This is a genomic window from Amycolatopsis sp. AA4 (genome assembly GCF_002796545.1).
Taxonomy (GTDB): Bacteria; Actinomycetota; Actinomycetes; order Mycobacteriales; family Pseudonocardiaceae; genus Amycolatopsis.
In genome coordinates this window covers 2,127,930-2,150,365 of record NZ_CP024894.1, presented here as the reverse complement: position 1 = coordinate 2,150,365, position 22,436 = coordinate 2,127,930, and the positions used below count along the sequence as shown (strand labels likewise).

The following is a 22,436-nucleotide window of genomic DNA, read 5'->3' as shown; positions in this document are numbered from 1 at the left end:
GCGCCATCATCCCACCGGTTCGCCGATCAGCGAGCCCCCGGCGCCCTGCAGCTGCGCGCGCAGCTCCGGGGTCAGGATCTGGCCGACGCGGTCGACGAGCATCGTCATCTCGTAGGCGACCTGCCCGATGTCGCAGTTGGGCGCGGCGAGGATCGCCAGGCAGGAGCCGTCGCTGATGGACATCAGCACCATGATGCCGAGTTCCATCTCGACCACGGTCTCGCGCACCGCGCCCGCCTCGAAACAGCGGGCGGCGCCCTGGGTCAGGCTGACGAGCCCGGACGCCACGGCGGCGAGCTGGTCGGCGCGGTCGAGCGGCAGCCGGTTGGAGGCCGTCAGCAGGAGACCGTCGGCCGACACGACGACCGCGTGCGCGACGCCCGGGACGCGGTCGGCGAAGTCGTTCACCAGCCAGCCGAACTGGTTCTGCTGCGGCTGGGCCGCATTCGGCGAGGTCATTCACCCTCCAATGTTTCGTGGTTCTTCTCAGCGGCCTGCGCGGTGCGGTGCCTGCCGCGCTGGATCCCCTGCTGGAAACTGCTCAGGCGACCGCGCACGTCGTGCGCATCGCGGGACGGACGGGGGCTCGCCGACCCGGCGGGCGGCGGTGCGCTGCCGGGAAGAAGCTGTTCGCCTCGGCGGCGCCGAGGCAATCCTGCCGAAGTGAACGAGGCGGGTGTCGACTGGGACACCGACTGGACGGTCCGCCACCCCTCGTCGGAACCGAAGTTCCACTCGGTGGTGGTTTCGGCAGGAGTCGTGGAGGGGCTCGCCGAACCGTCCGAACCGGCTGGCGGCTGGGCGTCCGGTCCGGCGGAGGACTCCCGCGACGGAGCCTGTCCCGGCACCAGCGGCTGACCCCACAACCCGGTCTGCGCCGGGGTTCCGGACTGGGCCGGGAGGTTCTGGCCGGGCGTCCGGGTCTGGCCCAGTCCCTGCGCCGAAGCCGAAGCCGCCGGGGTCTGGTCCGCCGTCGTGCCGGACTGCTCCGCATTCTCGGCCTGCTGACCCGGCGCGGCGGCCGGAGCCTGCGCGGCTCGCCACGTCGTCAGCGGCGAAGCCGGGCCCGGGTTCTCGGCGGGCTTGCCCCACAAGGAGGTCTCCTGCGCCGCGGCCGGAGCAGATGCCTGTCCGTTCGCGGAAGCCGGGCTGTCCGCCTTCTCCGGCGTCGCGGTCTGGCCGTTCGCGGAAACCTGGTCGGCGGCGGTCTGCCCGGTGCCGGCGACCGCGGCCTCGAGCCCGGCCACGGCCGCCGGGACCTGGTTCGGGTCGGCGGTCGGCGGGGCGGGCGGGAGACTGCTCGCGCCCTTGCGGCGGGTCGGCAGGCTGTCCGGCTTCTCCGGCCGGACGGTGCGGTTCGGTTGCGGCGCGGGCAGTTCCGTGCGCGCGGCGGGCTCCTGGCGCGGCCAGCCGCCGTCCGGGTCGAACGCCGGGGGCACGGCCTGCACGGGTGCCGTCTCGTTCGACGAGTCCGCGTCCGCGGGCCGTTCGCCGAACCCGGCGGGCGCGTCCTTCGCACCGGAACCGGACTGAGTCGTCGCGTCCGGACGGTTCTGGTCCGCGGGAACGCCGAACGCGCCGGCGACCGTCTGCCGCCGCCGGATCGCCGCGTCGTGGGCGCGAGCCCGCTCCGGCGACGTCGTGGCATTCGAAGCGTCCGCAGCGGCGGAATCCGCTGCGGCGCCGGTGGTTTCCGGCGCGGTGCCGCGGACTTCCTGCCGTCCGCGCGTGACGCCGCGCTGGAAGCTGTTCAGCCGTCCCCGCACGTCCGCCGGGTCGCGGACCGGGAGGTCGCTTCCCTGCGTTTCGGCCGCGGGGACCGCCGGTTCCGGCGTGGCGCTGCCCGGCATGAGCTGTTCGCCGCGGCGGCGCCGGGGAAGGCCCGACTTCGTGAACGCGGTCGGCTCCACCTGGGACAGCGCCTGGACCGTCCGCCAGTTCTCGTCGCTCGCGAAATCCCAGTTGCGCTGCTGGTCCTGGTCCGCCTCCGGCTCCGCGGCGGCCTTGCCGGACGCGGCCGGAGCGGACGCGGACGGCGGCTGCGCGGGCGAACGGAACCACGCCGACAGCATCTCGTCGAAGATCGGCGTGTTCTCGATCGTCGTCTCCGCCGCGGACGGCGGCGGGACCTCCGGCACCTGCTGCGCGGCCTGGTTCCACCAGTCGCTCAGCGTCGTCGCGTTGGCCGCGGAGAACAGGTCCTTGCCCGAGGGCAGTTCGCCGTCGCGCTGGTCGCGGCTTTCCGCGGCCGGTTCCGGTTCGGGCTCCGGACGCGGCGGCGGGACGTCGACGATCTGCGGAAGCTTCGGCGCGGGCGGCGGCGGGGCGGGCGTGTCGTCGTCGCGCGGGATCGGGCTGAACAGCGCGGTTCCGGACACCTCGAGGTCGGACGGCGGACGCGCGACCTTGTCCCCGGAGAAACCGGCGAGGTCGCCTGCCGACGGCCAGCGCTGGGTTTCCTCGGAGTTGCTGCCCTGGTGCGGAACGAGACCCGGCACGGCCGACCCGTTGGAGGCCGGGCGCTGCCGGCGGGGCAGGCCGCCCGGCGCGACGGGCGGGGCGGCGAGGCTCGCCTTGGGACCGGGCAGCTGGCCGGGCTCCGACCGGTCGCCCGGCGTCGTGGCCAGCCCGGTCATCACCAGCTCCGGCGGCACCACCACGGTGGCCCGCACGCCGACGATGTCCTTGCCGCCGTGCAGCGAAACGCCGATGCGGTGGCGGCCGGCGAGGCGGCCGACCACGAACAGGCCCATCCGGCGCGAGGTCGCGAGGTCGACCGAGCCCGAGTCGGTGAGCCGGCCGTTGGCCTCCACCACCTCGTACTCGTTCATGCCGATGCCCTTGTCGAGGATGTCGACGTTGAGCGAACCGTCCTCGGCGAGCCGCGTCGCGACCGTCACCTGCGTTTCCGGCGCGGAGAACGCGGTCGCGTTGTCCAGCAGCTCCGCGATGAGGCGCTGGACGTCGCTCGCGGCGAACCCGACGATCTTCACCGCGGGCGGGTGCTGCACCGAAACCCGTTGGTACTGCTCGATTTCCGACACCGCGGCACGCAGCACGTCGTGCGTGGCGACCGGCTGGCCGGAACGGCGGCCCGGCTCGGCGCCGGAGAGGACCATCAGGTTCTCGTTGTTGCGCCGCATCCGGGTGGCGAGGTGGTCGAGCTGGAACAGCGTGGCGAGCTGGTCCGCGTCCTCCTCGTCGCGCTCCAGCCGCTCGATCAGCTGCAGCTGCCGCTGCACGAGGCTCTGGCTGCGGCGCGACAGGTTGACGAACACGCTGGAGTAGCCGGCGCGCATGGCGGCCTGTTCGGTCGCCAGCTTCAGCGCCTGGCTGTGCACCTTCTCGAACGCCCGCGCGACCTCGCCGACCTCGTCCTGCACCTGGACCGGCACCGGTTCGACCTCGACGCTCTGCGCGCGGCCCTCCTGGATGTTGCGGACCGCCTCGGGCAGGTCCTTCTCCGCGACGTCCAGCGCGCTGCGGCGCAGGACCTTCAGCGAGCGCAGCAGCTGGCGGGAGATGACGAACACGACCGCGGCCGCCGCGGCGAGCGCGGCGAACAGCAGCACGGCCAGCAGACCGGCACTGCTGCCGGCGTCCTCGACCAGCGCGGACGACGCCGCGGTGAGGTCGGCGGTCATCCGGCCGGAGACCTCGGTCAGCTGCGAGGTCACCGCTTTCGAGGCGTTGTTCCACTCCTGCGGCGAGAGCCGCTTGAGCGCGTCGTCGGTGGAGACGCCCTGGCCGCCGAGCACGGTGCCGAGCATCCGCTTGCGGTCGTAGGACGTGTCCGGCTTGAGCGTGCTCTCGAAGTCGAGGCGCTGCGGCGCGGTCGCGGCGGCGTTGAAGTCGGCGATCCGGTCGTCGAACCGCAGTTCCGCGTCGCGCACGTCGCTCAGCTGCTGCGGGGTCAGGGTGCCCGCGGAAATGCCGTAGCTCACCAGGGACTGGGTGACCGACACCTGTTCCTTGGCGGCTTCGAGGTCGTGCAGCGCGCTCGGGGTGCTGCCGAGCGCGTCGGCGCTCGCGCCCGCCGACACCGCGGTATCGGCTCCGATCAGCGCGCTGGTGACGGCGTTGTAGTCGCCGACCGCCTCGGCCGCGTTCAGCAGGCCCGCCCCGACCTGCTGGCGGATCACCGCGATTTCGTTGACCTGCGCGTTCGCCGAGTTCACCGCGCCGGACACGCTCGAGCCGTCGCCGCCGACCCGGGCGGCCGCCTCGGTGAACGGCGCGACCGCGGCGTCGGTGGCCGCGCGGGCCGCCTTCAGTTCCGGAGTCACGCCCGAGGTGCCCGCGATGAGCTGGGCCGCGGTCTGGGTGCGCTCGCGCTGCAGCCCGTCGGTGAGCGCGCGCAGCTGGGTGCTCAGCGCGACGAGCCGGTCGATCCGCTGGTAGTCGCTCGACCGCGAGACCTGGCCCGCGATGGCGGTGATGCCGAGGACGAGCGCGAGCACGATGGGGACGATCGTGACCGCGGACAGCTTGACCGGCAGGCTCCAGTCCCGCCAGCGCAGCGCGGCGCGCCAGCCCGACGACCAGCGCGGCCGCTTGGGCGGGCGGCCGAGCAGCTTCTCCACAGGCACTTGGCCTTCTCCTGCAACGGTCACGAAAGTGACTCCCTGTCCGGCGTCGTGGCGGCCCGTCGGCGGTCCCCTCGGGCCCCCGCGCTCCCGGTGCGCAGCGCGCTCCCGGCGCGGGGTCCCGCGGTCCGCCTGCCCGCGCGTCCGACCGGGGGCCGGCACGACCGGGTCGATCCTTCACCGGGCCGGGAGGCGATCGGCTTCCCGGGACTATGCACGTGCACGACGCAACTTGCGGACTGCACGGCGGTGGTCGAGATCAACTTGTCTGTGCCTATCGATCGCTGCGGGCGGCTGGGGCCAAAGAATCGTACACCAATCGCCGCCCGCGTTATTGCGTTCCGCATCGGGGGGCTGACCTGGGAAAATAGTCAAAACTGCGAAACTTGGAGCCGCAGATTGGACCAGGAACGCCCGGCGGGGGAATTCCGGTTACCCGCCGCTCTCGGCCTCGACGTCCGGCCGTCACCCGATTAGCCTACACAGGGTAAGCGACACCCCCAATAGAACTACACCCTGTGCCCCCGTCGAGTGGGTACGGCCAGAAGTTGAACCCGATGTTGTGGAGATGCAGCGACGCGCCGCCCGACCCGGTGATTTTTGCCAGCTTCCCTCCCCATCCGGGGAATCGCCGCCCAGGCCGCGACCTGCTCGCCGAAGCGGAGCGGCTGCTCGTCCCGTCCGACGGCTACGATCGGTCACCATAGTGGATCTTGACCAGCCCGCACTCCTCCGTCTGCCGCAACCCCGGAGGACCCGGCAACTCTCCGTGACATCGGTGCTCACTATTCCGAGTGATCATCCCGTGATCTGCCCAGGCGTGCCGTTTCGCGCTATTTCCCGGGCGAAAAGGAATTTCCGGTGCCCTCGCGAACCGCCTTTTTCCGCGTTCCGGCGGCGTCGTTACTATGGCCGCCTCCCAGTCCGCAAGGGCGATCCGGGCGCTTTCCCGAACGATGCCCGCCGCCATCCACCGCGCAAGTTGCCGGAGGCAGCCATGCACAACGTCGCGCGCACCACCGGCCCGGCCGCCTCGGCCGAGGACACCGGCCAGATGCCCGCGCTGTTCGACCGCGAAGGAGGCGACTCCGCCCCGCGCGGCAGGCGCCGCAAGCACGGCCCGGACTACGAGCAGATCCAGCGCAGCCCCCAGTTCCGCTCGCTGCGCAGCCGCTTCCGCCGGTTCGTGTTCCCGATGAGCATCGGGTTCTTCGTCTGGTACCTCGCCTACGTCGTGCTCGCCGCCTACGCGGGCGAGTTCATGAGCACGCCGGTCTTCGGCCTGGTCAACGTCGGCATGCTGCTCGGCCTCGGCCAGTTCGTCACCACCGCGGCCATCACCGCGCTGTACGTCCGCTTCGCCGACCGCGAGATGGACCCGCGCGCCGCCGAGATCCGCGCGCGGGCCGCCGCTGTCCCGGAAGGAACCCCTCAGTGACTACCGCTTGGCTCGCCGAAGGAGCTTCGGCGAGCAACCCGTTGATCAACACCGGGGTGTTCGCGCTGTTCGTCGCGATCACCCTGTACGTGGTCTACCGCGCGGGCAACCGCCGCTCGTCCACGTCGGGCTACTACACCGCCGACAGCGCCTTCACCGGAAGGCAGAACGGCGTCGCGCTGTCCGGCGACTTCCTGTCCGCGGCGTCGTTCCTCGGCATCGCCGGCGCGATCGCGATCAACGGCTACGACGGCTTCCTCTACTCCATCGGCTTCCTCGTCGCGTGGCTCGTCGACCTGCTGCTGCTCGCGGAGCTGCTGCGCAACACGGGCCGCTTCACGATGGGCGACGTGCTCAGCTTCCGGATGAAACAGCGTCCGGTGCGCGCCGCGTCGGCCACCTCGACGCTGGTGATCTCCTTCTTCTACATGCTCGCGCAGATGGCGGGCGCGGGCGGCCTGGTCGCGCTGCTGCTGGACGTCCACTCCAAGTGGGGCCAGGCGCTGGTGATCACCGTGGTCGGGCTGGTGATGATCTCCTACGTGCTGCTCGGCGGCATGAAGGGCACCACGTGGGTGCAGATCATCAAGGCCACCATCCTGCTCACCGCGGCCTCGCTGATCACGGTGTTCCTGATGGGCAAGTACGGCTTCAACTTCTCGAGCCTGCTGCGCGCGGCCGCCGACCACAGCCCCATGGGCACGGACCTGCTCTCGCCGGGCGGCTCCTACGGCAAGAACGGGACCACGAAGCTCGACTTCGTGTCGCTCTCGCTGGCCCTGGTGCTCGGCGTCGCCTCGCTGCCGCACGTGCTGATGCGCTTCTACACCGTGCCGAACGCCCGCGAGGCGCGCCGCTCGGTGGTGTGGGCGACCGCGTGCATGTTCGTGTTCTACCTGTGCACGCTGGTGATCGGCTTCGGCGCGGCGGCGATCGTCGGCCCGGACGAGATCAAGGCCGCGCCCGGCGGCGAGAACTCGGCCGCGCCGCTGCTGGCCCTGCACGTCGGCGGGACGGTGCTGCTCGGCGTCATCTCGGCGGTCGCCTTCGCGACGATCCTCGCCGTGGTGGCCGGGCTGACGCTGACCGCGTCCGCTTCCTTCGCACACGACGTGTACGCGAACGTCGTCAAGCGCGGCAAGGCGGAACCGGAGGACGAGGTCCGGGTGGCCCGGCTGACCGCGGTCGTGATCGGCGGGTTCGCCATCGTCGGCGGCATCCTCGCCAACGGCCAGAACATCGCGTTCCTCGTGGCGCTCGCGCTCGCGGTGGCGGCGTCGGCGAACCTGTCGACCCTCCTGTACTCGCTGTTCTGGAAACGGTTCAACACCACCGGGACGCTGTGGAGCATCTACGGCGGGCTCATCGCCTGCGTCGTGCTGGTGCTGTTCTCGCCGGTGGTGTCGGGCGCGCCGGACTCGATCTTCCCCGGCGTCGACTTCCACTGGTTCCCGCTGAAGAACCCGGGTCTGGTCTCCATCCCGGTGTCGTTCCTGTGCGGCGCGATCGGCACGTTCGTCGGCGGCGCGAAGGGCGACCCGGAGAAGCACGCGGAGATGGAGGTCCGGTCGCTGACCGGCATCGGCTTCGGTTCCTGACGCCTGCCTGGCACGGAAAAACCGCGGCACCCGTTCGGGCGCCGCGGTTTTTTTCGCCGCTCAGAAGATGTCGCGCCCGGCCTGCACGCGGTGGGTCACCCGGCGCTCGACGACGAACGACACGAACGGGACGCATCCGGCCAGCAGGACCAGGACGGTGCTCTTGATCGACCAGCGGGCCTTGAGCGCGAGGTCGATGGTGAGCACCAGGTAGATCATGTAGAGCACGCCGTGGATCGGCGAGTACACCGCGGCGGGCGTGGCGTTGCCGAAGCCGTACTCGATGATCATGGTGGCGCACAGGGCGAGCAGGCCGACCCCGGTCACGTACGCGCTGGCCCGGAACCGGGTCAGCGAGCCGGACACCTTCGACTGGCGAGCAGGGGCGGCACCGTCGGTGCTGGTCGTCATGGGAGCGTCCTCACTTCCGCGGGCGTTCAGGACTGCTGGTCGCGGGCGTTGAGCTCGCGCAGGTAGCGGTTGTAGGCGGCGAGTTCGTCGTCTTCCTCGACGGGAGCGGCGGCCGGTCGCGGGGCGGGCACGCGGACCGGGGCCGGGGCGGGCGCCTGCTCGCCTTGCTCGGCGGTTTCCTCTTCGCGTTCGCGCAGCTTCTTGATGCGCCAGAACATGAACGCGGGGAACAGTCCGAAAAGGGGCCATTGCAGCACGTAGCCGAGGTTCTGGAAGGTGCCGGTGGCGGACGTGAACCGGTCCCACTGCCACCAGGCCAGCCCGCAGCACAGCGCCAGGCTCACGACGCTCGTGGCGACGATCAGGAGCCGGCGCCCGAACGGGGACACGGCCGGGCCGGGATCTGCGGGCACGGTATCGACGCTAGCACTGGCCGGAAAAACCGTTCCTGAGAGGCGGCGAGGTCGTGACCGGCGCCCCACCCGGCGCTCACGGCTGGGTTCCCCGCGCGCCCGGCGCTTGGCTCGCCGCTCCCCCGCCCGCTTGCTGCCTCCGCGGCCCGGCTCGGTCAAACTCCCCCAATGCCACATTCGGTGCGTTCAGCGCACCGAACGCCACATTGGGTGCATGCGACGCACCCAATGCCACATTGGGGTTTTCTCAGTAGCGCGGGTGCACCTGCCGCGACCGGGCTGCGGGAGTGGAACACCCTTCGAGCCGCGTGCGAGAGCCGCTGCGGCGAACCCGCCCCGACGACGCGCGCGCACCGGCTGAGATGGGCTCCTGCGAAGTCCGTGAGGGGAACCCTGAGGGACTCTGATTCCGTCAGGGTTCCCCTCACGGACTTCGCGCCACCCGCCCCCGCCACCCGTGCAACCCGCTGCCGAGACAACCTCGTTGCCCGCGTCCCAGACACTGAGGTGCGGCCTGTGAAGGACTCCTTGAGGGAATCTGATTCCCTCAAGGAGTCCTTCACAGACCGGCAGCGGGTCGTGAGGGGAACCCTGCCGGACTGAACGACCACGAAAGTCACCCTCGCGGAGAGGTCGGGGCGTGCGGAGCGAGGCAAGCCGGGGCGTCAGCCCGCTTGCACCTTCTGTGCCGCCTTCGCGTAGCCGTCCGCCAGGCCGAAGACCTTCTGCGCGTACTCCGTCGAGTTGTTGTACGACAGGATCCCCGCCCACCACCCCGCCGGGCTGGCCATGTCGCGGCCGCCCGCGCACAGGTAGCGCGCGGCGGTCAGGGCGGCGTCGTCGATCTGCTGCGGGTCGGCGCGGCCGTCGCCGTTGCCGTCGGACGCCCATTTCCGCCAGGTGCTCGGGATGAACTGCATCGGGCCGACCGCGCGGTCCGCGACCGGGTCGCCGTCGAGCTGGCCGCCGTCGGTGTCGCTGATCGCGCGGACGCCGGCGGAACCGTCGAGCGGGACGCCGATGATCGGCTTCGACGGGCGGCCGTCCGCGCCCAGGACCGCTCCGCCGTACTGGCCGTGGTTGGACTCGATGCGGCCGATGCCGGCGAGCGTCGCCCAGGAGATATGGCAGCTGCGGTCGACCTCGCGCATCGCGAGCTCCGCGTTGCCGTACGCGCGTACTGCCCGGGCCGGGATGCCGGTGACCGGCGCGACCCGGTCCGCCCACGCCTGCAGCGGATCGCCGCCGGTCGGGCGCGCCGACTGCGGCGCGGTGCCTTGGTCCGCCGCCCCGCCCGCGACGACGGCGTTGACCGGCGCGATCGAACCGGGTTTGACGTCGACCGCTTTGACGCTCAGCGCCGGGATGTCGGTCGTGGTGGGGCTGGCCTCCGGAGCGGCCGCCCTGGTGACGATCCAGACCCCGCCGCCCGCGACCGCGAGCACCGCGACGACGACGGCGAACCGCACCGCGAGCGCGGCGCCGTGGCCGCGACGAGCGGGCGAGGGGACGGCAGCGGGAGCCGCGGTCTCGTCCCCGGTCTGCGCGGTGTCGGGGGTCTGTCCGGTGGCGGGCACGAAACTCCGGTCCTCCAGCATGGCTTGGGGGTTCGCAACACACAACGAGCCCGCGCAGGTTAGCGTTACGCACGCATCGTCAGGTCCCCCGCCACGCCGGTTCACCCGGCCGGGTAGCCGAGGTCCCGTCAGGTGGACGGTTGCTGCCACACAAAGCTGGGCGCAGCTTGCCGGAAGACCGCTTCCGGCAGGCTATTCAGCTGTTCGCTGGAGCGACCGATCGCAGTGTCCGAGGCAGCGGCGCTCGAGTTCTTGCGGAACAAGCTCAGCGCCGAGATCGAGTTCGCCGCCGCGCCGGAGACCGACGCCGAGCGCGAACCTCAGCGACCCGGATCGGGCGAGAGCCAGACGATTCCGGGCGCTTCGCCGTGTTGCCTGGCCGATTCGCCGACCAGGCAACACAGCTGTCAAACAGGCTTTCGCGAACCCGCGGTCAGGCGGGCTTCTGCTGCCGCGCCAGGCGCGCGACGCACCATGCGGGCGCGCTGCCCCGGCGCAGGTGCTGCAGGACCGTCATCGGACCGAGCCGCCGGGCGAGGTCGGACGGCGCGAGACCGGCCGCCCGGTAGTCCAGGGCGCGCTGGTCCAGCGGGCTGATCCCGGCGTCCCACCACTGCTGCGCTTCGGCGACGTCGCCGACCATCTGCCACCAGCCCGCGGCGGCGACGAGCAGTTCTTCCGGGACCTCCGGCAGCCGGGCGCGCATCGCGTCGAGGTAGCCGGGGTCGGCGGCCTCGACCGGGGCCCAGCGGGCGGGTCCGGACCGGGCGCGCTGGCCGGGGATGCCGGGCGGAGCGGCCGGCGCGTCGGCCAGCCAGGCCGAGGCGATGCGGTCGACCTCCTGCTCCTCAGGGGTCTTCTCGCGCTCGGCCGACCACTGCCGGATCAACGCGTCCACTCCGGGATCTCCGGTCATCCCTGCCTCCTCATCGGTCCCCGACGGGCAGGCATTTCGATCGCCTGCCCCGTTGCGCGTCCACGATTGGCTCCCCACGCGTGACCGGGCCGAAAACCCGCCGTGACCCGGCTCCCGGGGGGGCCGGAGAACCGGCTGATCACGCAATGTGAGCACCGTAGGGCGGCACCCGCTTTCTCCGCCATACCCCGGACCCCGGAAATTCCGTGACCAGGCGGTTTTACGGGCCAATCCACCCGGATGGTCGAGCGAAGTGCCCGAATCCCGGGATCCGGTGACAAAGCGTGACTGGCTGGCCGGAGGGCGCGCGGAGGCGGCCCGGCGAGCGGGAAAACCCGGGTCAGGCGAAGAGGCTCTTGAAGAAGGTGACGATCGCTTCGGCGCCGTCCTTGAGCCAGCCGAGCACGCGGTGCACGAAGTCCGCGGAGTGGGTGGGCTGCGTGATCAGGAAGAACAGCACGAGCGCGACCACTCCGACGACGACGATCTTCTTCAGGCCGCTCGACATGGTTTCGTCCCCCTCCGCTCCCCCCGCGCCCGGGCGGACGCAGGCCCCGCCTCGGCAGAGTCGCGTCCCACTCTAGTGACGACGCGCCGGAATGGCCCGTCGCAGGCCCCCATCCGGCCGGAAAGCTCACGACCGGGTGACCCCGGCCACCATCGGGTGAGCCGGGCCCCGCGGACGCCCCCGGTACGCTCCGGCGATGGACGACGGCCCAGTGACTCTCCGCCCGGTGCGCGAGTCCGACCTCGGTCTGCTGGAGGCCCTGACCAACGACCCGGAGACGGTCGGCGAGCACCAGTGGTTCGGCTGGCACGACCCCGGCTACGTCCGGCGGCTCTGGCGCGAAAACGGCATGCTGACCACCGACAACGGCATGCTCGTCCCGACGCTCGACGAACGCCCGCTCGGGCTGGTCTCGTGGCATCGCACGCGGACCGGCCCGCACACCTACTGCTGGAACATCGGCATGGTCCTCCTGCCGGAGGCGCGCGGGCACGGCCTCGGCGCGCAGGCGCAGCGGCAGCTCGTGCGCTACCTGTTCGCGCACACGCAGTTCAACCGCGTCGAGGCCAGCACCGAGGTCGGCAACCGGGCCGGGCAGCGTTCGCTGGAGAAGGCCGGGTTCACCCGCGAGGGGATCCTGCGCGGGTTCGACTTCCGCGACGGGCAGTGGCGCGATCACATCCTCTACTCGGTGATCCGCTCCGACCTGCCGTCGTGAGTGTTCAAGCCGGTTAGAACCGGCTTGAACACTCACAAGATCGCGCCCGCCTCCCGCAGCGCCGCGACTCCCGCGTCGTCGTAACCCAGCTCCGCCAGCACCTCCGCGGTGTCCGAGCCCTTCTCGTGCGGTGCTTCCGGCGTGGCCGCGGGCGTCCGGTCGAACCGCGGCGCCGGGGCGGGCTGCACCGTGCCGCCGATGTCCACGAACGTCCCGCGCGCCGCGTTCTGCGGATGCTCGGCGGCCTCCCACGGCGACAGCACCGCGGTGAGACACGCGTCGGTGCCTTCCGCCCGCGCGACCAGTTCGTCGCGCGTGAACCGGCCGACCGCCTCCTCCAGGATCTTGCGCAGCCGCGGCCACTGGCTCTGGTCGACGTGCATCGGCAGGTCTTCGTTCTCCAGCCCGAGCACCTTGACCAGATCAGCCCAGAACCGCATTTCGATCGCGCCGATGGCGACGTACTTGCCGTCCGAGGTCTCGTAGGTGTCGTAGAACGGGGCGCCGCCGTCGAGGAGGTTCTCGCCGCGCTCCCCCGGCCACACACCTGCCGCGCGCATTCCGTGCAGGCTCGTGGTCAGCAGCGCGGTGCCCTCGACCATCGACGCGTCCACGACCTGACCGCGTCCGGACGTCGTGCGCTCGTGCAGCGCGGCCAGCACGCCCATCGCGAGCATCAGGCCGCCCCCGCCGAAGTCGCCGACCAGGTTGAGCGGCGGCACCGGGCGTTCGCCCGCCCGGCCGATCGGGTCGAGCGCGCCGGCGACGCCGATGTAGTTGATGTCGTGCCCGGCCGCCGACGCGAGGGGACCGTCCTGGCCCCAGCCGGTCATCCGGCCGTACACGAGCCGCGGGTTGCGCGCGTGCACCTGTTCCGGGCCGATGCCCATCCGTTCCGCGACGCCCGGCCGGAAACCTTCGATCAGCACGTCGGCGCGTTCGGCCAGTTTCAGCACCAGTTCGACGCCCTCGGGCGTTTTCGTGTTCACCCCGACCGACCGCCTGCCGCGGGCGAGCGGGTCGTTCGGGATGCCGAGCACGTCGGAGCCCGGGGTGGCGCGGTCGACGCGGATCACGTCGGCGCCGAGGTCGGCCAGGATCATGCAGGCGAACGGAGCCGGCGCGAGCCCGGCCAGCTCCACCACCCGCAGCCCGGCGAGCGGACCTTGTTTCACGGAAAATCCTTTCGCGGCAGCAGATTTTCAGAGCGTGCGGGAGATGATTTCCTTCATGATCTCGCTGGTGCCGCCGAAGATCCGCGAGATCCGCACGTCCGCCCAGGCCCGCGCGATCGGGTACTCGGTCATGTAGCCGTAGCCGCCGAACAGCTGCAGGCAGTCGTCCACGACCTTGTTCACCCGCTCGGTCGTCCACAGTTTCGCCATCGCCGCGCCCTGCACGTCGAGTTCGCCGCGCAGATGCCGTTCGATGCACTGGTCGAGGAACGCGCGCGACACCGCGGCTTCCGTCGCCGCCTCGGCGAGCTTGAACTTCGTGTTCTGGAAATTGAAGATCGGGCGGCCGAACGCCGTGCGTTCCTTGGTGTAGTCGATGGTCAGGTTCACCGCGGCCTCCAGGCCGGCCACCGCGGTCACCGCGATGATCAGCCGTTCCTGCGGCAGCTGCAGCATCAGCTGGATGAAGCCCTGGCCCTCGGCGTCGCCGAGCAGGTTCGCGGCGGGCACGCGGACGTCGTCGAAGAACAGCTCGGCGGTGTCCTGCCCCTTGAGCCCGACCTTGTCGAGCACCCGGCCGCGGCGGAAGCCCGGGGTATTGGTCTCGACCACGATCAGCGACACACCCTGCGCGCCGGCGTCCGGGTCGGTCTTGCACGCGACCACGACGAGGTCGGAGTGGAAACCGTTGGTGATGAACGTTTTCGCGCCGTTGATCACGTAGTGGTCGCCGTCGCGGACCGCGCGCGTCTTGATGTTCTGAAGGTCTGAACCAGTGCCGGGCTCGGTCATCGCGACCGCGCCGACCAGCTCGCCGGTGGCCATCTTCGGCAGCCACTCGCGCTTTTTCTCCTCCGACGCGTACGCCAGGATGTAGTGCGCGACGATTCCACTGTGGACGGTGACGCCCCACGCACTGTCCCCGGCACGGGCCTGCTCCTCGTACAGCACGGCTTCGTGCGCGAACGTGCCGCCGCCCCCGCCGTACTCCTCCGGGATCGACAGGCACAGCAGGCCGAGTTCGCCCGCCTTGGTCCAGATTTCCCGGTCGAGCTTCTTCTCCGCCGCCCAGCGCTCCTGGTTCGGCACGAATTCCTTCTGCAGGAACGACCGGGCGAGCTCCCGGAGGTCTTCGAGTTCGGTGGTGCTCCACGAGCTCTTCTGGATCTGCAACGGCACGGCTGGCCCTCCCGCGAGCTGGAAAACATGACGCTTGGCAGGTAAGTTCTAGCCGGAATGTACATCCCATCCGTCCGGTACGTAAAGCAGGAGCCGCGATGACTGAGGTCGCCCGGGGACACCGCACCCAGGCCGAACGCCGCGAGCAGACGCGCACCGCACTGCTGGACGCGACGATCGACTGCCTGGTCGACATCGGGTACTCGCGGGCTTCGGTGCAGGAGATCTGCACCCGCGCGGGCGTCTCGAAGGGCGCGGTGCAGCACTACTTCGCCACGAAGGCCGAGCTGATGGCCGCCGCGGTCGAGCACCTCACCACGAAGCTGCGCACCCAGCTCGCCGCCTCGCTCGGCTCGCTGCCGGGCGGCGCGTCCGGCGTCGCGGCGGCGATCGACCTGCTGTGGGAGGGCTATTCCGGCACGCTCTCGACCGCGGTCACCGAGCTGTGGGTGGCCGCCCGGACCGACCCGGAACTGCGCGCCGCGATCCGGCCGGTGGACCGCGCACTGGGCCGGGCGACGCTCGGGCACATCAGCGAAGTAGCCGGTGACCTGCCGAAAGAGCGCGCGGAGATGCTGTTCTGGCTCACCGTGAACCTGACCCGAGGCCTCGCCCTCGACGCCGAACTGGGCGGTGACCCGCGTCGGCGCCGTCAGCTGCTGGAGGAGTGGAAGCGGATCGCCGTGCTGCTGTACTCGGACGACTAGTGTCCATACCGCCGGTATGGTGTACTCGTCGGTAACACCCGGCCCCGCACGGAAGAAGGTGCGCTCGATGACGAGTACGACCCCGGCGAACGTCACCGGTCAGCCCCTGCCCGCAACCGTCGGCGGCGTAGCAGGCGCCCCGTCCGCGTCCCGCGCAGCCGCACTCGTAGCCCGCGTAACCGGCGGCGCCGACAACGCGCCAGTGCAGATGACCGCGCCCTTCACCGGGCAGCCGATCACCTCCCTCCCCCAGGCCGACGACGCCGAAGTACGCGCCGCCTTCGCCTCCGCCCGCGAGGCCCAGCGCGAGTGGGCGGCGCTGCCGGTGACCCGACGTCAGCAGTTCCTCGTGCGCCTGCACGACCTGGTCCTCGCGCGGCAAGCGGAGGTCCTGGACCTGGTCCAGGTCGAAGCAGGCAAGGCCCGAATCGACGCCTTCGACGAGGTCAGCGCCACCGTCCTGGTCGCGGCTTACTACGGCAAGCACAGCGCGAAGATCCTCTCCCCGCGCCGCGCCCCCGGCCTCATCCCCGGCCTGACGCGCGCGGGCGAACTCCGGCACCCCAAGGGCGTCGTCGGAATCATCTCCCCTTGGAACTACCCGCTGGCCCTGACCGCGATGGACGTCTTCCCTGCCCTCGTCGCCGGGAACGCAGTCGTGCAGAAACCGGACAACCAGACCGCGCTGTCCGCCCTGTGGCTGCAGGAACTGGCCGAAGAGGCCGGACTGCCCGCGGGCCTGTGGCAGATCGTGCTGGGCCGAGGCTCGCAGATCGGCGACGCCCTGCTCGAAGAATGCGACTACCTGTGCTTCACCGGCTCGACCCCGACCGGCAAAGACCTGGCAGGCCGCATCGCACAGCGCCTCACCAGCTACTCGCTGGAACTCGGCGGCAAGAACCCGATGATCGTCCTGCCGGACGCAGACATCGCCAAGGCGGCCGCAGGCGCGGTTACGGCGTGTTTCTCCTCAGCAGGCCAGCTGTGCGTTTCGGTAGAGCGGATCTACGTGCACGACAGCATCCGCGAGGAGTTCACGCGCGAATTCGTGGCCCGGACCGCAGCCCTGCGCCTAGGCGGGTCGCTGGACTACCACGCCGGAATGGGTTCGCTGACGTCGAAGAGCCAACTGCAAACCGTGACCGCCCACGTGGAAGATGCCCGGGCAAAAGGTGCCCGCGTCCTCACCGGCGGCCGCCCCCGACCAGATCTGGGCCCGCTGTTCTACGAACCGACGGTCCTCACCGACGTACGCCCCGGAATGACCCCATTCGCTTCGGAAACCTTCGGCCCAGTCGTCTCGATCTACGGATTCAGCGACGTCAACGACGCGATCGAGCGAGCCAACGACACCCCCTTCGGCCTGAACGCGAGCGTCTGGACCAAAAACGGCCGAGCAGGCTGGGAAGTAGGCGCCCGCCTGAAAGCAGGCACGGTCAACGTCAACGAAGGCTACGCAGCAACCTTCGGCACAGTCGGCGTCCCCATGGGCGGCATGAAGGAATCCGGCGCAGGCCGCCGCAACGGCGCAGAAGGATTGCTGAAATACACAGAACCTCAATCCATCGCAGTACAACGCGGCCTAGCCCTGCGCCCGCCAAAAGCAGTACCAGGCTCCGTCTGGGCCCGCTTCATGACACTGAGCATGAAACTACTGCGACACCTACCAGGCCGGTAAAAAACCGCAGCCAAACCACCCAAACAGCGAGGCACCCAGCCCCTCCCCCAACCCCGATACAAAGCCGCCCTGCGGTTCGGGGTGCTTGTCAAGGCATCTTTCCCGCCTTGACAAGCACCCCCGAACCGTCAGCACACTGAAAAATCGGGGTGCCCCACGCAACCCAAGGAACGGCAATGTCGCCCGCCAGGGCGACGAGCCGATCACTCCGGCACAGTAAGCAACCCCCGGTCGTAAGCGATCGCGACGGCCTCGGCCCTCCGACTGGCCCCCAGCTTCGCCATCACCCGCGAAAGATGCACGCTCACCGTCTTCTCGCTGATGTACAACTCCTCCCCCACCTGCCGATTCGTCCGCCCCAGCGCGACCCGCTCCAACACATCCCGCTCGCGGTCAGTCAACGGATCCACCTGCGGCCGCACCACCGGAACCTCGACCCCGGCCAACTCGACCCGAGCCCGATGCGCCAAATCCCGCACCGCGTCCCGCAACGGAACGGCATCCAGCTTCACCGCCACCGCATGCGCCGCCTCCAACACCTCCGCAGCCGCCGCGGACCGCCCGGCCCCGAGCAACGCCTCCCCTTGCCGCCACCGGCAAACCGCCTGCTCATACACCGCGCCATAGGAATAGGCCTCCGCCGCCTCTCCCCACAGCTCAGGATCAGCCGGCCCCGCCAACCCCGACGCGGCAGCCTCCATCCGCGCCAGCCAAGCCCGCCCCTCCGGTCCCATGGTCCCGGAACGGGGATGCCCCTCCGCGGCACAACGCCGCCCATGCTCCAAAAGCCGCCGCCCCGCCGCCACCGCCGCTTCCGCCGCGGCCAGATCCCCCTTGGCCCGGGCCTCCGCTGCCAACGCGGCAGCCGACGGAATCGCCAGCGCCACGATCCGGATCCCGCCCAGCAGCGCGGTCTCGACCTTCTCCAGCCAGCCGACCAATTCGTCGGTGATCCGCAGCGCCTCGGCATGCTCCCCGCGCCACGCCGCCAGTTCGATTGCCGCGTCGCCCGCGGCCAAGGCGATCTGCAGATCCGCCATCCACTGCTGCCGCAGCCCCGGCAACGCCTTGGCCGCGTCCTCGAACCGGCCCCGCCCCACCAGGAACAACACCCAGTTGGCCAGAATCCGCGCCGCGACCGCGCTGGACACGCCCCGCCGCGCGCGCCCCGCCGCGTCTTCCTTCGGCCAATCTCCGCTGAGATACCGCAGATAGAGCAGCCGAGCGCGCAATTCCAGCCCGTACGCGCTCCAGGTGAGCCCGACCGCCTCGGCTCGCTCGACCCCGCGCGCCGCGTGGGCGAGCGCCAGCTCCATCTCCGCTTGGTCGTCGTAGCTGAGGGCGAGGAAGTACATCGCCCGGATCTCGACGTTCAGCGCGCCCGCCTTGTGCGCCTTGCGTTCGGCCTCGCACAACCGCTCGCGCGCCTCGACCGGATCGCCCGCCCCGTCGGCCAACGTGCCCAACGTGACCAGCGCCGACGCCTCAGCGCCCACCGCCCCGACCGCACGCGCGTCGGCGACCGCGGTGTGCGCGCTGGCCAACGCCTCGTCCGGCTGGTCGAGCAGCCGCTGGAACCCGGCCCGCGAGGCCAGCACCCACGCCCGCGCACCGCTCGGCTCCCGGTCCGCGACCAGCTCCCAGGCCCGCTCGATCGCCCGAACCGCCTCGTCGAACGTGCCTTCCAACGTAAGCAGCGTTTCGGCCAGCCGACGCCACACCTTCGCCGCGTGTTCGGGCGATGCGTCCGGCTTCAGCGCTTCGGTCGCGGACCGCGCGTAGGCCACCGCACGCTCCGGCTCGCCCGACGTGCCAGCGAAGTACGACGCCTCGCTGAGCAGCTTCAGCTCGTCCACGCCTTCCGGCCGGTTTTCCGGAGCCACCGCGTCCCAAATGGCCTGCGCCTGCTCGATGTGCCGCAGCGCAGCGCCCGGCGCGCCGAGTTTTTCCGCTTCGTCGGCGGCGCGCAGCAACGCGGGGAGGGCAGTGTCGAAGTCCCGGCTTTCCAGGCTGTGGAAGGCCAGCTTCGCGTCGTGGCCGCGCCCCTGCGGCATCGACTGGATCCGCGCGGCGTACCCCGCGTGCATCCGCGTGCGCTCGCCGGGCAGCAGATCGGCATAGACCGCTTCCTGCAGCAAGGCGTGCCGGAAGGTGTAGAAACCGTTCTCGATCACCAGGACGTGGTGCTGCACGGCCTCCCGCAGCGCCTCGTCCAGCTCCAGGTCGCCGAGCCCCGCGACCTGCGCGAGCGCGGCGTGCGACACCGATTCGTTGGCCACCGAGATGACCCGCAGCACCCGGCGCGTCTCGGCCGGGAAGCGTTCCAGCCGGGCGAGGAGGACTTCGGCGAGCCCGGCGGGAAGGTCCTGGCAATCGGCACCGGTGGCGAGCAGTTCCTCGACGAAGAACGGATTGCCCTCGGACCGTTCGGCGATGTCCGCGACCACGTCCGGCGACAGCGGTTCCTCGGCCAGCGCCGCGACGAACGCCCGCGCGTCAGCCGGCCCGAACGGCGCGAGCGTGAGCTGTTCCACCGTGTTCAGCCGGACCAGTTCGGACAACAGGCCGCGCAGCGGATGCCGGCGGTGGACGTCTTCCTCGCGATAACTGCCGACCACCAGCAGCCGCTGCGCGCGCAAGCGGCTGAGCAGGAAGGACAGCAGGTTGCGGGACGAGGAATCGGCCCAGTGCAGGTCTTCGAGCAGGACGACCACCGGCTGCGCCTGGCCGACCTCGGTCAGCACGCCCAGCACCGCGTCGAACAGCTGAAGCTGCCCCAGGTCCTGCTCCGGCCGGATCCGGCGGACGCCCTCGCGCTCCCCTTCGGAAACCTGCCCGTGGTCGCCGGTGGCCGCGGGCTGCGGTTCGCCGCCTTGCGGCAGCAGCATCCCGAGCGCGGACCGCGCCCGCACCGCGGCCGACACCGCGGGATCGCCCGACGACCCGAGCGGGGCCAGCGCCTCGGCGAACGGGAGATAGGGCAGACCGCCGTCGCGCACGTCGATGCACCGGCCGGTGAGCACGAGCCCGCCGCACGCGGCGACGTGCTCCCCGAGCGCGGTGAGCAGGCGGGTCTTGCCGACCCCGGCGTCGCCCGCGATCAGCACCGCACCTGCTTCCCCGCGTTCAGCGCGCGCGAAGGCCGCGCGCAGCCGCCGCATCTCCTGCGTACGGGCGACGAGCGGGATTCCGGAACCGAGACGAGGCACGAGATGCATTCTCACCTACACCCCCGACAGTTCCGACATGGATTTCCTCGTGGCGACCGGTTCGGACAGTGATCTCCGTCCGATCGGCGGACCGAGGACGGCTGGCGCGGCCGGTGGACCTCGTCCCGGGAGCCGGTTCGGCCGGTTGGTCCCGGGGCGAGGGGGCTTCCGGAGGGAAGGGCCGGGGCTCGCGCCGGTGCTTCGGATCTGGACGCACCCAATGCCACGTTCAGTGCGTCGGATGCACCCAATGTGGCATTGGGGCGATCGTCGACAGTCGCGGCGGCGGGAGGCTGCGGGAGGAGCGGCGGCGGGAGGCGGCGGGAGGAGCGGCGGTGGAGCACTTCTCGAAGCGGCAAGGCCGGATCGGATCCCCGTCCGGCGAGCGAGGCGGCGGTGAGCCGATCCCTTGCTTCAGGGCCGACCCGGCGAAGGCGGTTGCGCGCGATCCGGTCAGTCCTCCGGCCAGCGACGCCGCCCAGGTCCGGCAACCGAGGCCGGTCCCGTCCCGCCAGCCTGCCGGAAGCAGCGGAAACGAAGCGGAATCCGGCGGACGGAGCGGCCGACCCGGAATCCGTGTTCCGGCTCAGCCGCCCCGCCCGACCCCCTTACCGTCCCCGACATCCGTGCTGACCTCCGTGCCCGGCATCCGAGCGGCTCCGCGGCCCGGGGCTCAAGCGGTATGTCGCGCCCTGGCCTCCGGTACCGTCGCCGTGCGCCTTTCCTGGCGGGGCACCTCGACGTTCGTGATGCGGTGCGCCCGCACCCAGCGGACGACCCGGTTGCCCCGGCTCAGGCGGGCTTGGCGGGCGGCGCGGCGCAGTTCGGCCATCCGGTAGTCCACCTCGGCGCGGGTGGCGTCCCAGTTGTAGTCGCTCATCGTGTTCTCCCCAGCGGGTCGTCGTTCTCGAACGATGTCCACTTTCGTGCTGAGGGCCCGCCCCGGGCATCAGGTGATCGCCTACTCCCGGGCGCGAAAAGACCCCTTACCCGCGCGGTGACCTAAGGATGTCCAGGTCGAGCGGGGTAAGGGGTCTCAGTGCAGCGATCAGTCGAGCGAACGGATCAAGCCTGTCCCCGGCTGTCGGCGCGCACCGCGTCGAGCAGCCCCTGCCAGCCGGCGGCGGGCAGGCGGAAGGCTCCTCCTTCGGGGTCTTTGGAGTCCCGCACCGCGGCGCCGCCCGCGACGAAGGCGACCTCGACGCAGTCGTTGCCGCCGCCGCTGTAGCTGCTCTTGCGCCACTGGGCCCCGGAAAGGTCGGCCGTCATGGTCCCCACATCCTCACTGTCTCGGGTTGGTGTTCCTCGGTTCCTGAACCGCGGCGGCCTGTTCGGCGAACCGGCCGGCCGCGTCGGTGATCAGCGCCACCGAATCGTCCGGTTTCAGCGCTGCTGCGCGCAGGTGGTCGAACATCAGCGCGTAGCGCCGGACGTCTTCGGGCTGTTCGAGGTACAGGCCGCTGGAGGTGCTGTCGTCAACGTAGACCACGTCGGGATCGGCCTGCTCGGGGAAGCCCATGATGAGGAACGGTCCCTCCATGCCGGGGTGCGCCCCGGCTCCGAACGGCACCACCTGGACGGTCACGTTCGGCTTTTCCGCCATCGCGGTGATCCGGTACAGCTGCTCGGCCATCACCTCGGGGCTGTCGACCACGCGGTGCAGCACCGCCTCGTCGATCACCGCCCAGTACTCGACCGGCGGGTCGTCGTTCAGCAGCTGCTGGCGCGCCATCCGCGCGGCGACCCGGCGGCGCGTCTCGGACTCTTCGGCGTCCGGGCGCAGCGCGCGGATCACCGAGAACGCGTAGCGCTCGGTCTGCAGCAAGCCCGGGACCAGCAGCGCCTGGAACGCGCGCAGCGAACTCGCGTCGGCTTCGAGGCCGACGAAGGTGCCGGTGAAGACTTCGTTGTACGCGTGCCACCAGCCGCGTTTGCGCGCCTCCCGCGCCAGCTGGACGAGCGCTTCCTGCTCGTCGCCGGTGATGCCGTACAGAGCGAGCATGTCCCGCGCGTCGCGCGGGGTGACGCCGACGTGGCCGGTCTCGATGCGGCTCACTTTGGACGCCGAGCACTCCAGCTTCTCGCCGACCTCGTCGATGGTGAGATCGGCGGCTTCGCGCAGCCTCCGCAGCTCGCTCGCGAGGCGCCTGCGGCGAACGGTCGGTCCCTGGCCTCTCGCCACGGCAGCACCTCCGGTCCGTATTGTTGCCCGCACTGCATATCTAACCAGGTGATCGACTTGTCAGTGGAGTAATAACACCGGCGAATTCCCACTGCCGCCGCGGATCCGGCCGTCGCCGGTTCCGACCTGCATTGTGCAGAG

18 protein-coding genes are annotated in these 22,436 nt (G+C 70.9%); 5 read left to right on the top strand and 13 right to left on the bottom strand.

The window, feature by feature from the left end:
* Positions 1 to 6: 6 nt before the first annotated feature.
* Together CU254_RS10245 and CU254_RS10240 are read right to left on the bottom strand one after the other, a co-directional pair.
* Positions 7 to 459, bottom strand: a complete 453-nt coding sequence (locus tag CU254_RS10245) for a roadblock/LC7 domain-containing protein (protein WP_009075317.1) — start codon at positions 457 to 459, stop codon at positions 7 to 9.
* On the bottom strand, positions 456 to 4,613 hold the full coding sequence (locus CU254_RS10240) for a nitrate- and nitrite sensing domain-containing protein (protein WP_199785859.1): 4,158 nt from the start codon (positions 4,611 to 4,613) through the stop codon (positions 456 to 458). The genes CU254_RS10245 and CU254_RS10240 overlap by 4 nt, the downstream gene beginning before the upstream one ends.
* Before the next feature lie 970 nt (positions 4,614 to 5,583).
* Here CU254_RS10240 and CU254_RS10235 point away from each other — a divergent pair.
* A complete protein-coding gene (locus tag CU254_RS10235) occupies positions 5,584 to 6,024 on the top strand; it encodes a DUF485 domain-containing protein (RefSeq protein ID WP_037713188.1) in 441 nt (146 codons plus the stop codon).
* Positions 6,021 to 7,622, top strand: a complete 1,602-nt coding sequence (locus CU254_RS10230; protein WP_009075312.1) for a cation acetate symporter — start codon at positions 6,021 to 6,023, stop codon at positions 7,620 to 7,622. The genes CU254_RS10235 and CU254_RS10230 overlap by 4 nt, the downstream gene beginning before the upstream one ends.
* Positions 7,623 to 7,682: 60 nt before the next feature.
* Here CU254_RS10230 and CU254_RS10225 read toward each other — a convergent pair whose 3' ends face one another.
* The 5 genes from CU254_RS10225 to CU254_RS43610 form a co-directional block, all read right to left on the bottom strand.
* On the bottom strand, positions 7,683 to 8,033 hold the full coding sequence (locus CU254_RS10225) for a DUF3817 domain-containing protein (protein WP_037713186.1): 351 nt from the start codon (positions 8,031 to 8,033) through the stop codon (positions 7,683 to 7,685).
* Positions 8,034 to 8,059: 26 nt separating this feature from the next.
* Positions 8,060 to 8,446, bottom strand: a complete 387-nt coding sequence (locus CU254_RS10220; protein WP_199785858.1) for a hypothetical protein — start codon at positions 8,444 to 8,446, stop codon at positions 8,060 to 8,062.
* A 665-nt stretch (positions 8,447 to 9,111) separates the two neighbouring features.
* The gene (locus CU254_RS10215) at positions 9,112 to 10,044 is read right to left on the bottom strand and encodes a lytic transglycosylase domain-containing protein (protein ID WP_050788142.1); all 933 of its coding nucleotides are present in this window, start codon (positions 10,042 to 10,044) and stop codon (positions 9,112 to 9,114) included.
* A 412-nt stretch (positions 10,045 to 10,456) separates the two neighbouring features.
* On the bottom strand, positions 10,457 to 10,939 hold the full coding sequence (locus CU254_RS10210; RefSeq protein WP_037713183.1) for a hypothetical protein: 483 nt from the start codon (positions 10,937 to 10,939) through the stop codon (positions 10,457 to 10,459).
* Positions 10,940 to 11,279: 340 nt separating this feature from the next.
* Positions 11,280 to 11,447, bottom strand: a complete 168-nt coding sequence (locus tag CU254_RS43610; RefSeq protein WP_009075303.1) for a hypothetical protein — start codon at positions 11,445 to 11,447, stop codon at positions 11,280 to 11,282.
* Positions 11,448 to 11,643: 196 nt separating this feature from the next.
* Here CU254_RS43610 and CU254_RS10205 point away from each other — a divergent pair, with 196 nt between their 5' ends.
* Positions 11,644 to 12,165, top strand: a complete 522-nt coding sequence (locus tag CU254_RS10205; protein ID WP_009075302.1) for a GNAT family N-acetyltransferase — start codon at positions 11,644 to 11,646, stop codon at positions 12,163 to 12,165.
* 32 nt (positions 12,166 to 12,197) lie between these two features.
* On the opposite strand, the gene CU254_RS10200 is transcribed toward CU254_RS10205, so the two are convergent.
* Together CU254_RS10200 and CU254_RS10195 are read right to left on the bottom strand one after the other, a co-directional pair.
* Positions 12,198 to 13,340, bottom strand: a complete 1,143-nt coding sequence (locus tag CU254_RS10200) for a CaiB/BaiF CoA-transferase family protein (RefSeq protein WP_009075300.1) — start codon at positions 13,338 to 13,340, stop codon at positions 12,198 to 12,200.
* A gap of 27 nt (positions 13,341 to 13,367) precedes the next feature.
* Positions 13,368 to 14,519, bottom strand: a complete 1,152-nt coding sequence (locus CU254_RS10195) for an acyl-CoA dehydrogenase family protein (RefSeq protein ID WP_037713180.1) — start codon at positions 14,517 to 14,519, stop codon at positions 13,368 to 13,370.
* A 98-nt stretch (positions 14,520 to 14,617) separates the two neighbouring features.
* Between CU254_RS10195 and CU254_RS10190 the strand changes: the two genes are divergently transcribed.
* Together CU254_RS10190 and CU254_RS10185 are read left to right on the top strand one after the other, a co-directional pair.
* The gene (locus CU254_RS10190; RefSeq protein WP_037713178.1) at positions 14,618 to 15,226 is read left to right on the top strand and encodes a TetR/AcrR family transcriptional regulator; all 609 of its coding nucleotides are present in this window, start codon (positions 14,618 to 14,620) and stop codon (positions 15,224 to 15,226) included.
* 67 nt (positions 15,227 to 15,293) lie between these two features.
* Entirely contained in the window at positions 15,294 to 16,904 is a 1,611-nt protein-coding gene (locus CU254_RS10185; protein ID WP_009075294.1) for a succinic semialdehyde dehydrogenase, read from the top strand.
* Positions 16,905 to 17,107: 203 nt separating this feature from the next.
* Here the strand turns inward: CU254_RS10185 and CU254_RS10180 are convergent, their stop codons facing one another.
* The 4 genes from CU254_RS10180 to CU254_RS10165 form a co-directional block, all read right to left on the bottom strand.
* Complete coding sequence (locus tag CU254_RS10180; protein ID WP_037713175.1) at positions 17,108 to 20,122, bottom strand: helix-turn-helix transcriptional regulator; 3,015 nt, start codon at positions 20,120 to 20,122, stop codon at positions 17,108 to 17,110.
* Between the two features lie 664 nt (positions 20,123 to 20,786).
* Positions 20,787 to 20,993 (bottom strand): hypothetical protein, encoded by a 207-nt coding sequence (locus tag CU254_RS10175; RefSeq protein ID WP_037713173.1) that lies wholly within the window; start codon positions 20,991 to 20,993, stop codon positions 20,787 to 20,789.
* Positions 20,994 to 21,178: 185 nt separating this feature from the next.
* A complete protein-coding gene (locus CU254_RS10170) occupies positions 21,179 to 21,382 on the bottom strand; it encodes a DUF397 domain-containing protein (protein ID WP_037713171.1) in 204 nt (67 codons plus the stop codon).
* A 13-nt stretch (positions 21,383 to 21,395) separates the two neighbouring features.
* Complete coding sequence (locus CU254_RS10165; RefSeq protein WP_009075286.1) at positions 21,396 to 22,295, bottom strand: helix-turn-helix transcriptional regulator; 900 nt, start codon at positions 22,293 to 22,295, stop codon at positions 21,396 to 21,398.
* Positions 22,296 to 22,436 lie beyond the last annotated feature (141 nt).

Coding starts and splice junctions, on each gene's coding strand:
- CU254_RS10245 (WP_009075317.1), bottom strand. CDS start 459: ATGACCTCGCCGAATGCGGCCCAGCCGCAGCAGAACCAGTTCGGCTGG.
- CU254_RS10235 (WP_037713188.1), top strand. CDS start 5,584: ATGCACAACGTCGCGCGCACCACCGGCCCGGCCGCCTCGGCCGAGGAC.
- CU254_RS10225 (WP_037713186.1), bottom strand. CDS start 8,033: ATGACGACCAGCACCGACGGTGCCGCCCCTGCTCGCCAGTCGAAGGTG.
- CU254_RS10215 (WP_050788142.1), bottom strand. CDS start 10,044: ATGCTGGAGGACCGGAGTTTCGTGCCCGCCACCGGACAGACCCCCGAC.
- CU254_RS10210 (WP_037713183.1), bottom strand. CDS start 10,939: ATGACCGGAGATCCCGGAGTGGACGCGTTGATCCGGCAGTGGTCGGCC.
- CU254_RS43610 (WP_009075303.1), bottom strand. CDS start 11,447: ATGTCGAGCGGCCTGAAGAAGATCGTCGTCGTCGGAGTGGTCGCGCTC.
- CU254_RS10205 (WP_009075302.1), top strand. CDS start 11,644: ATGGACGACGGCCCAGTGACTCTCCGCCCGGTGCGCGAGTCCGACCTC.
- CU254_RS10190 (WP_037713178.1), top strand. CDS start 14,618: ATGACTGAGGTCGCCCGGGGACACCGCACCCAGGCCGAACGCCGCGAG.
- CU254_RS10185 (WP_009075294.1), top strand. CDS start 15,294: ATGACGAGTACGACCCCGGCGAACGTCACCGGTCAGCCCCTGCCCGCA.
- CU254_RS10180 (WP_037713175.1), bottom strand. CDS start 20,122: ATGCATCTCGTGCCTCGTCTCGGTTCCGGAATCCCGCTCGTCGCCCGT.
- CU254_RS10175 (WP_037713173.1), bottom strand. CDS start 20,993: ATGAGCGACTACAACTGGGACGCCACCCGCGCCGAGGTGGACTACCGG.
- CU254_RS10170 (WP_037713171.1), bottom strand. CDS start 21,382: ATGACGGCCGACCTTTCCGGGGCCCAGTGGCGCAAGAGCAGCTACAGC.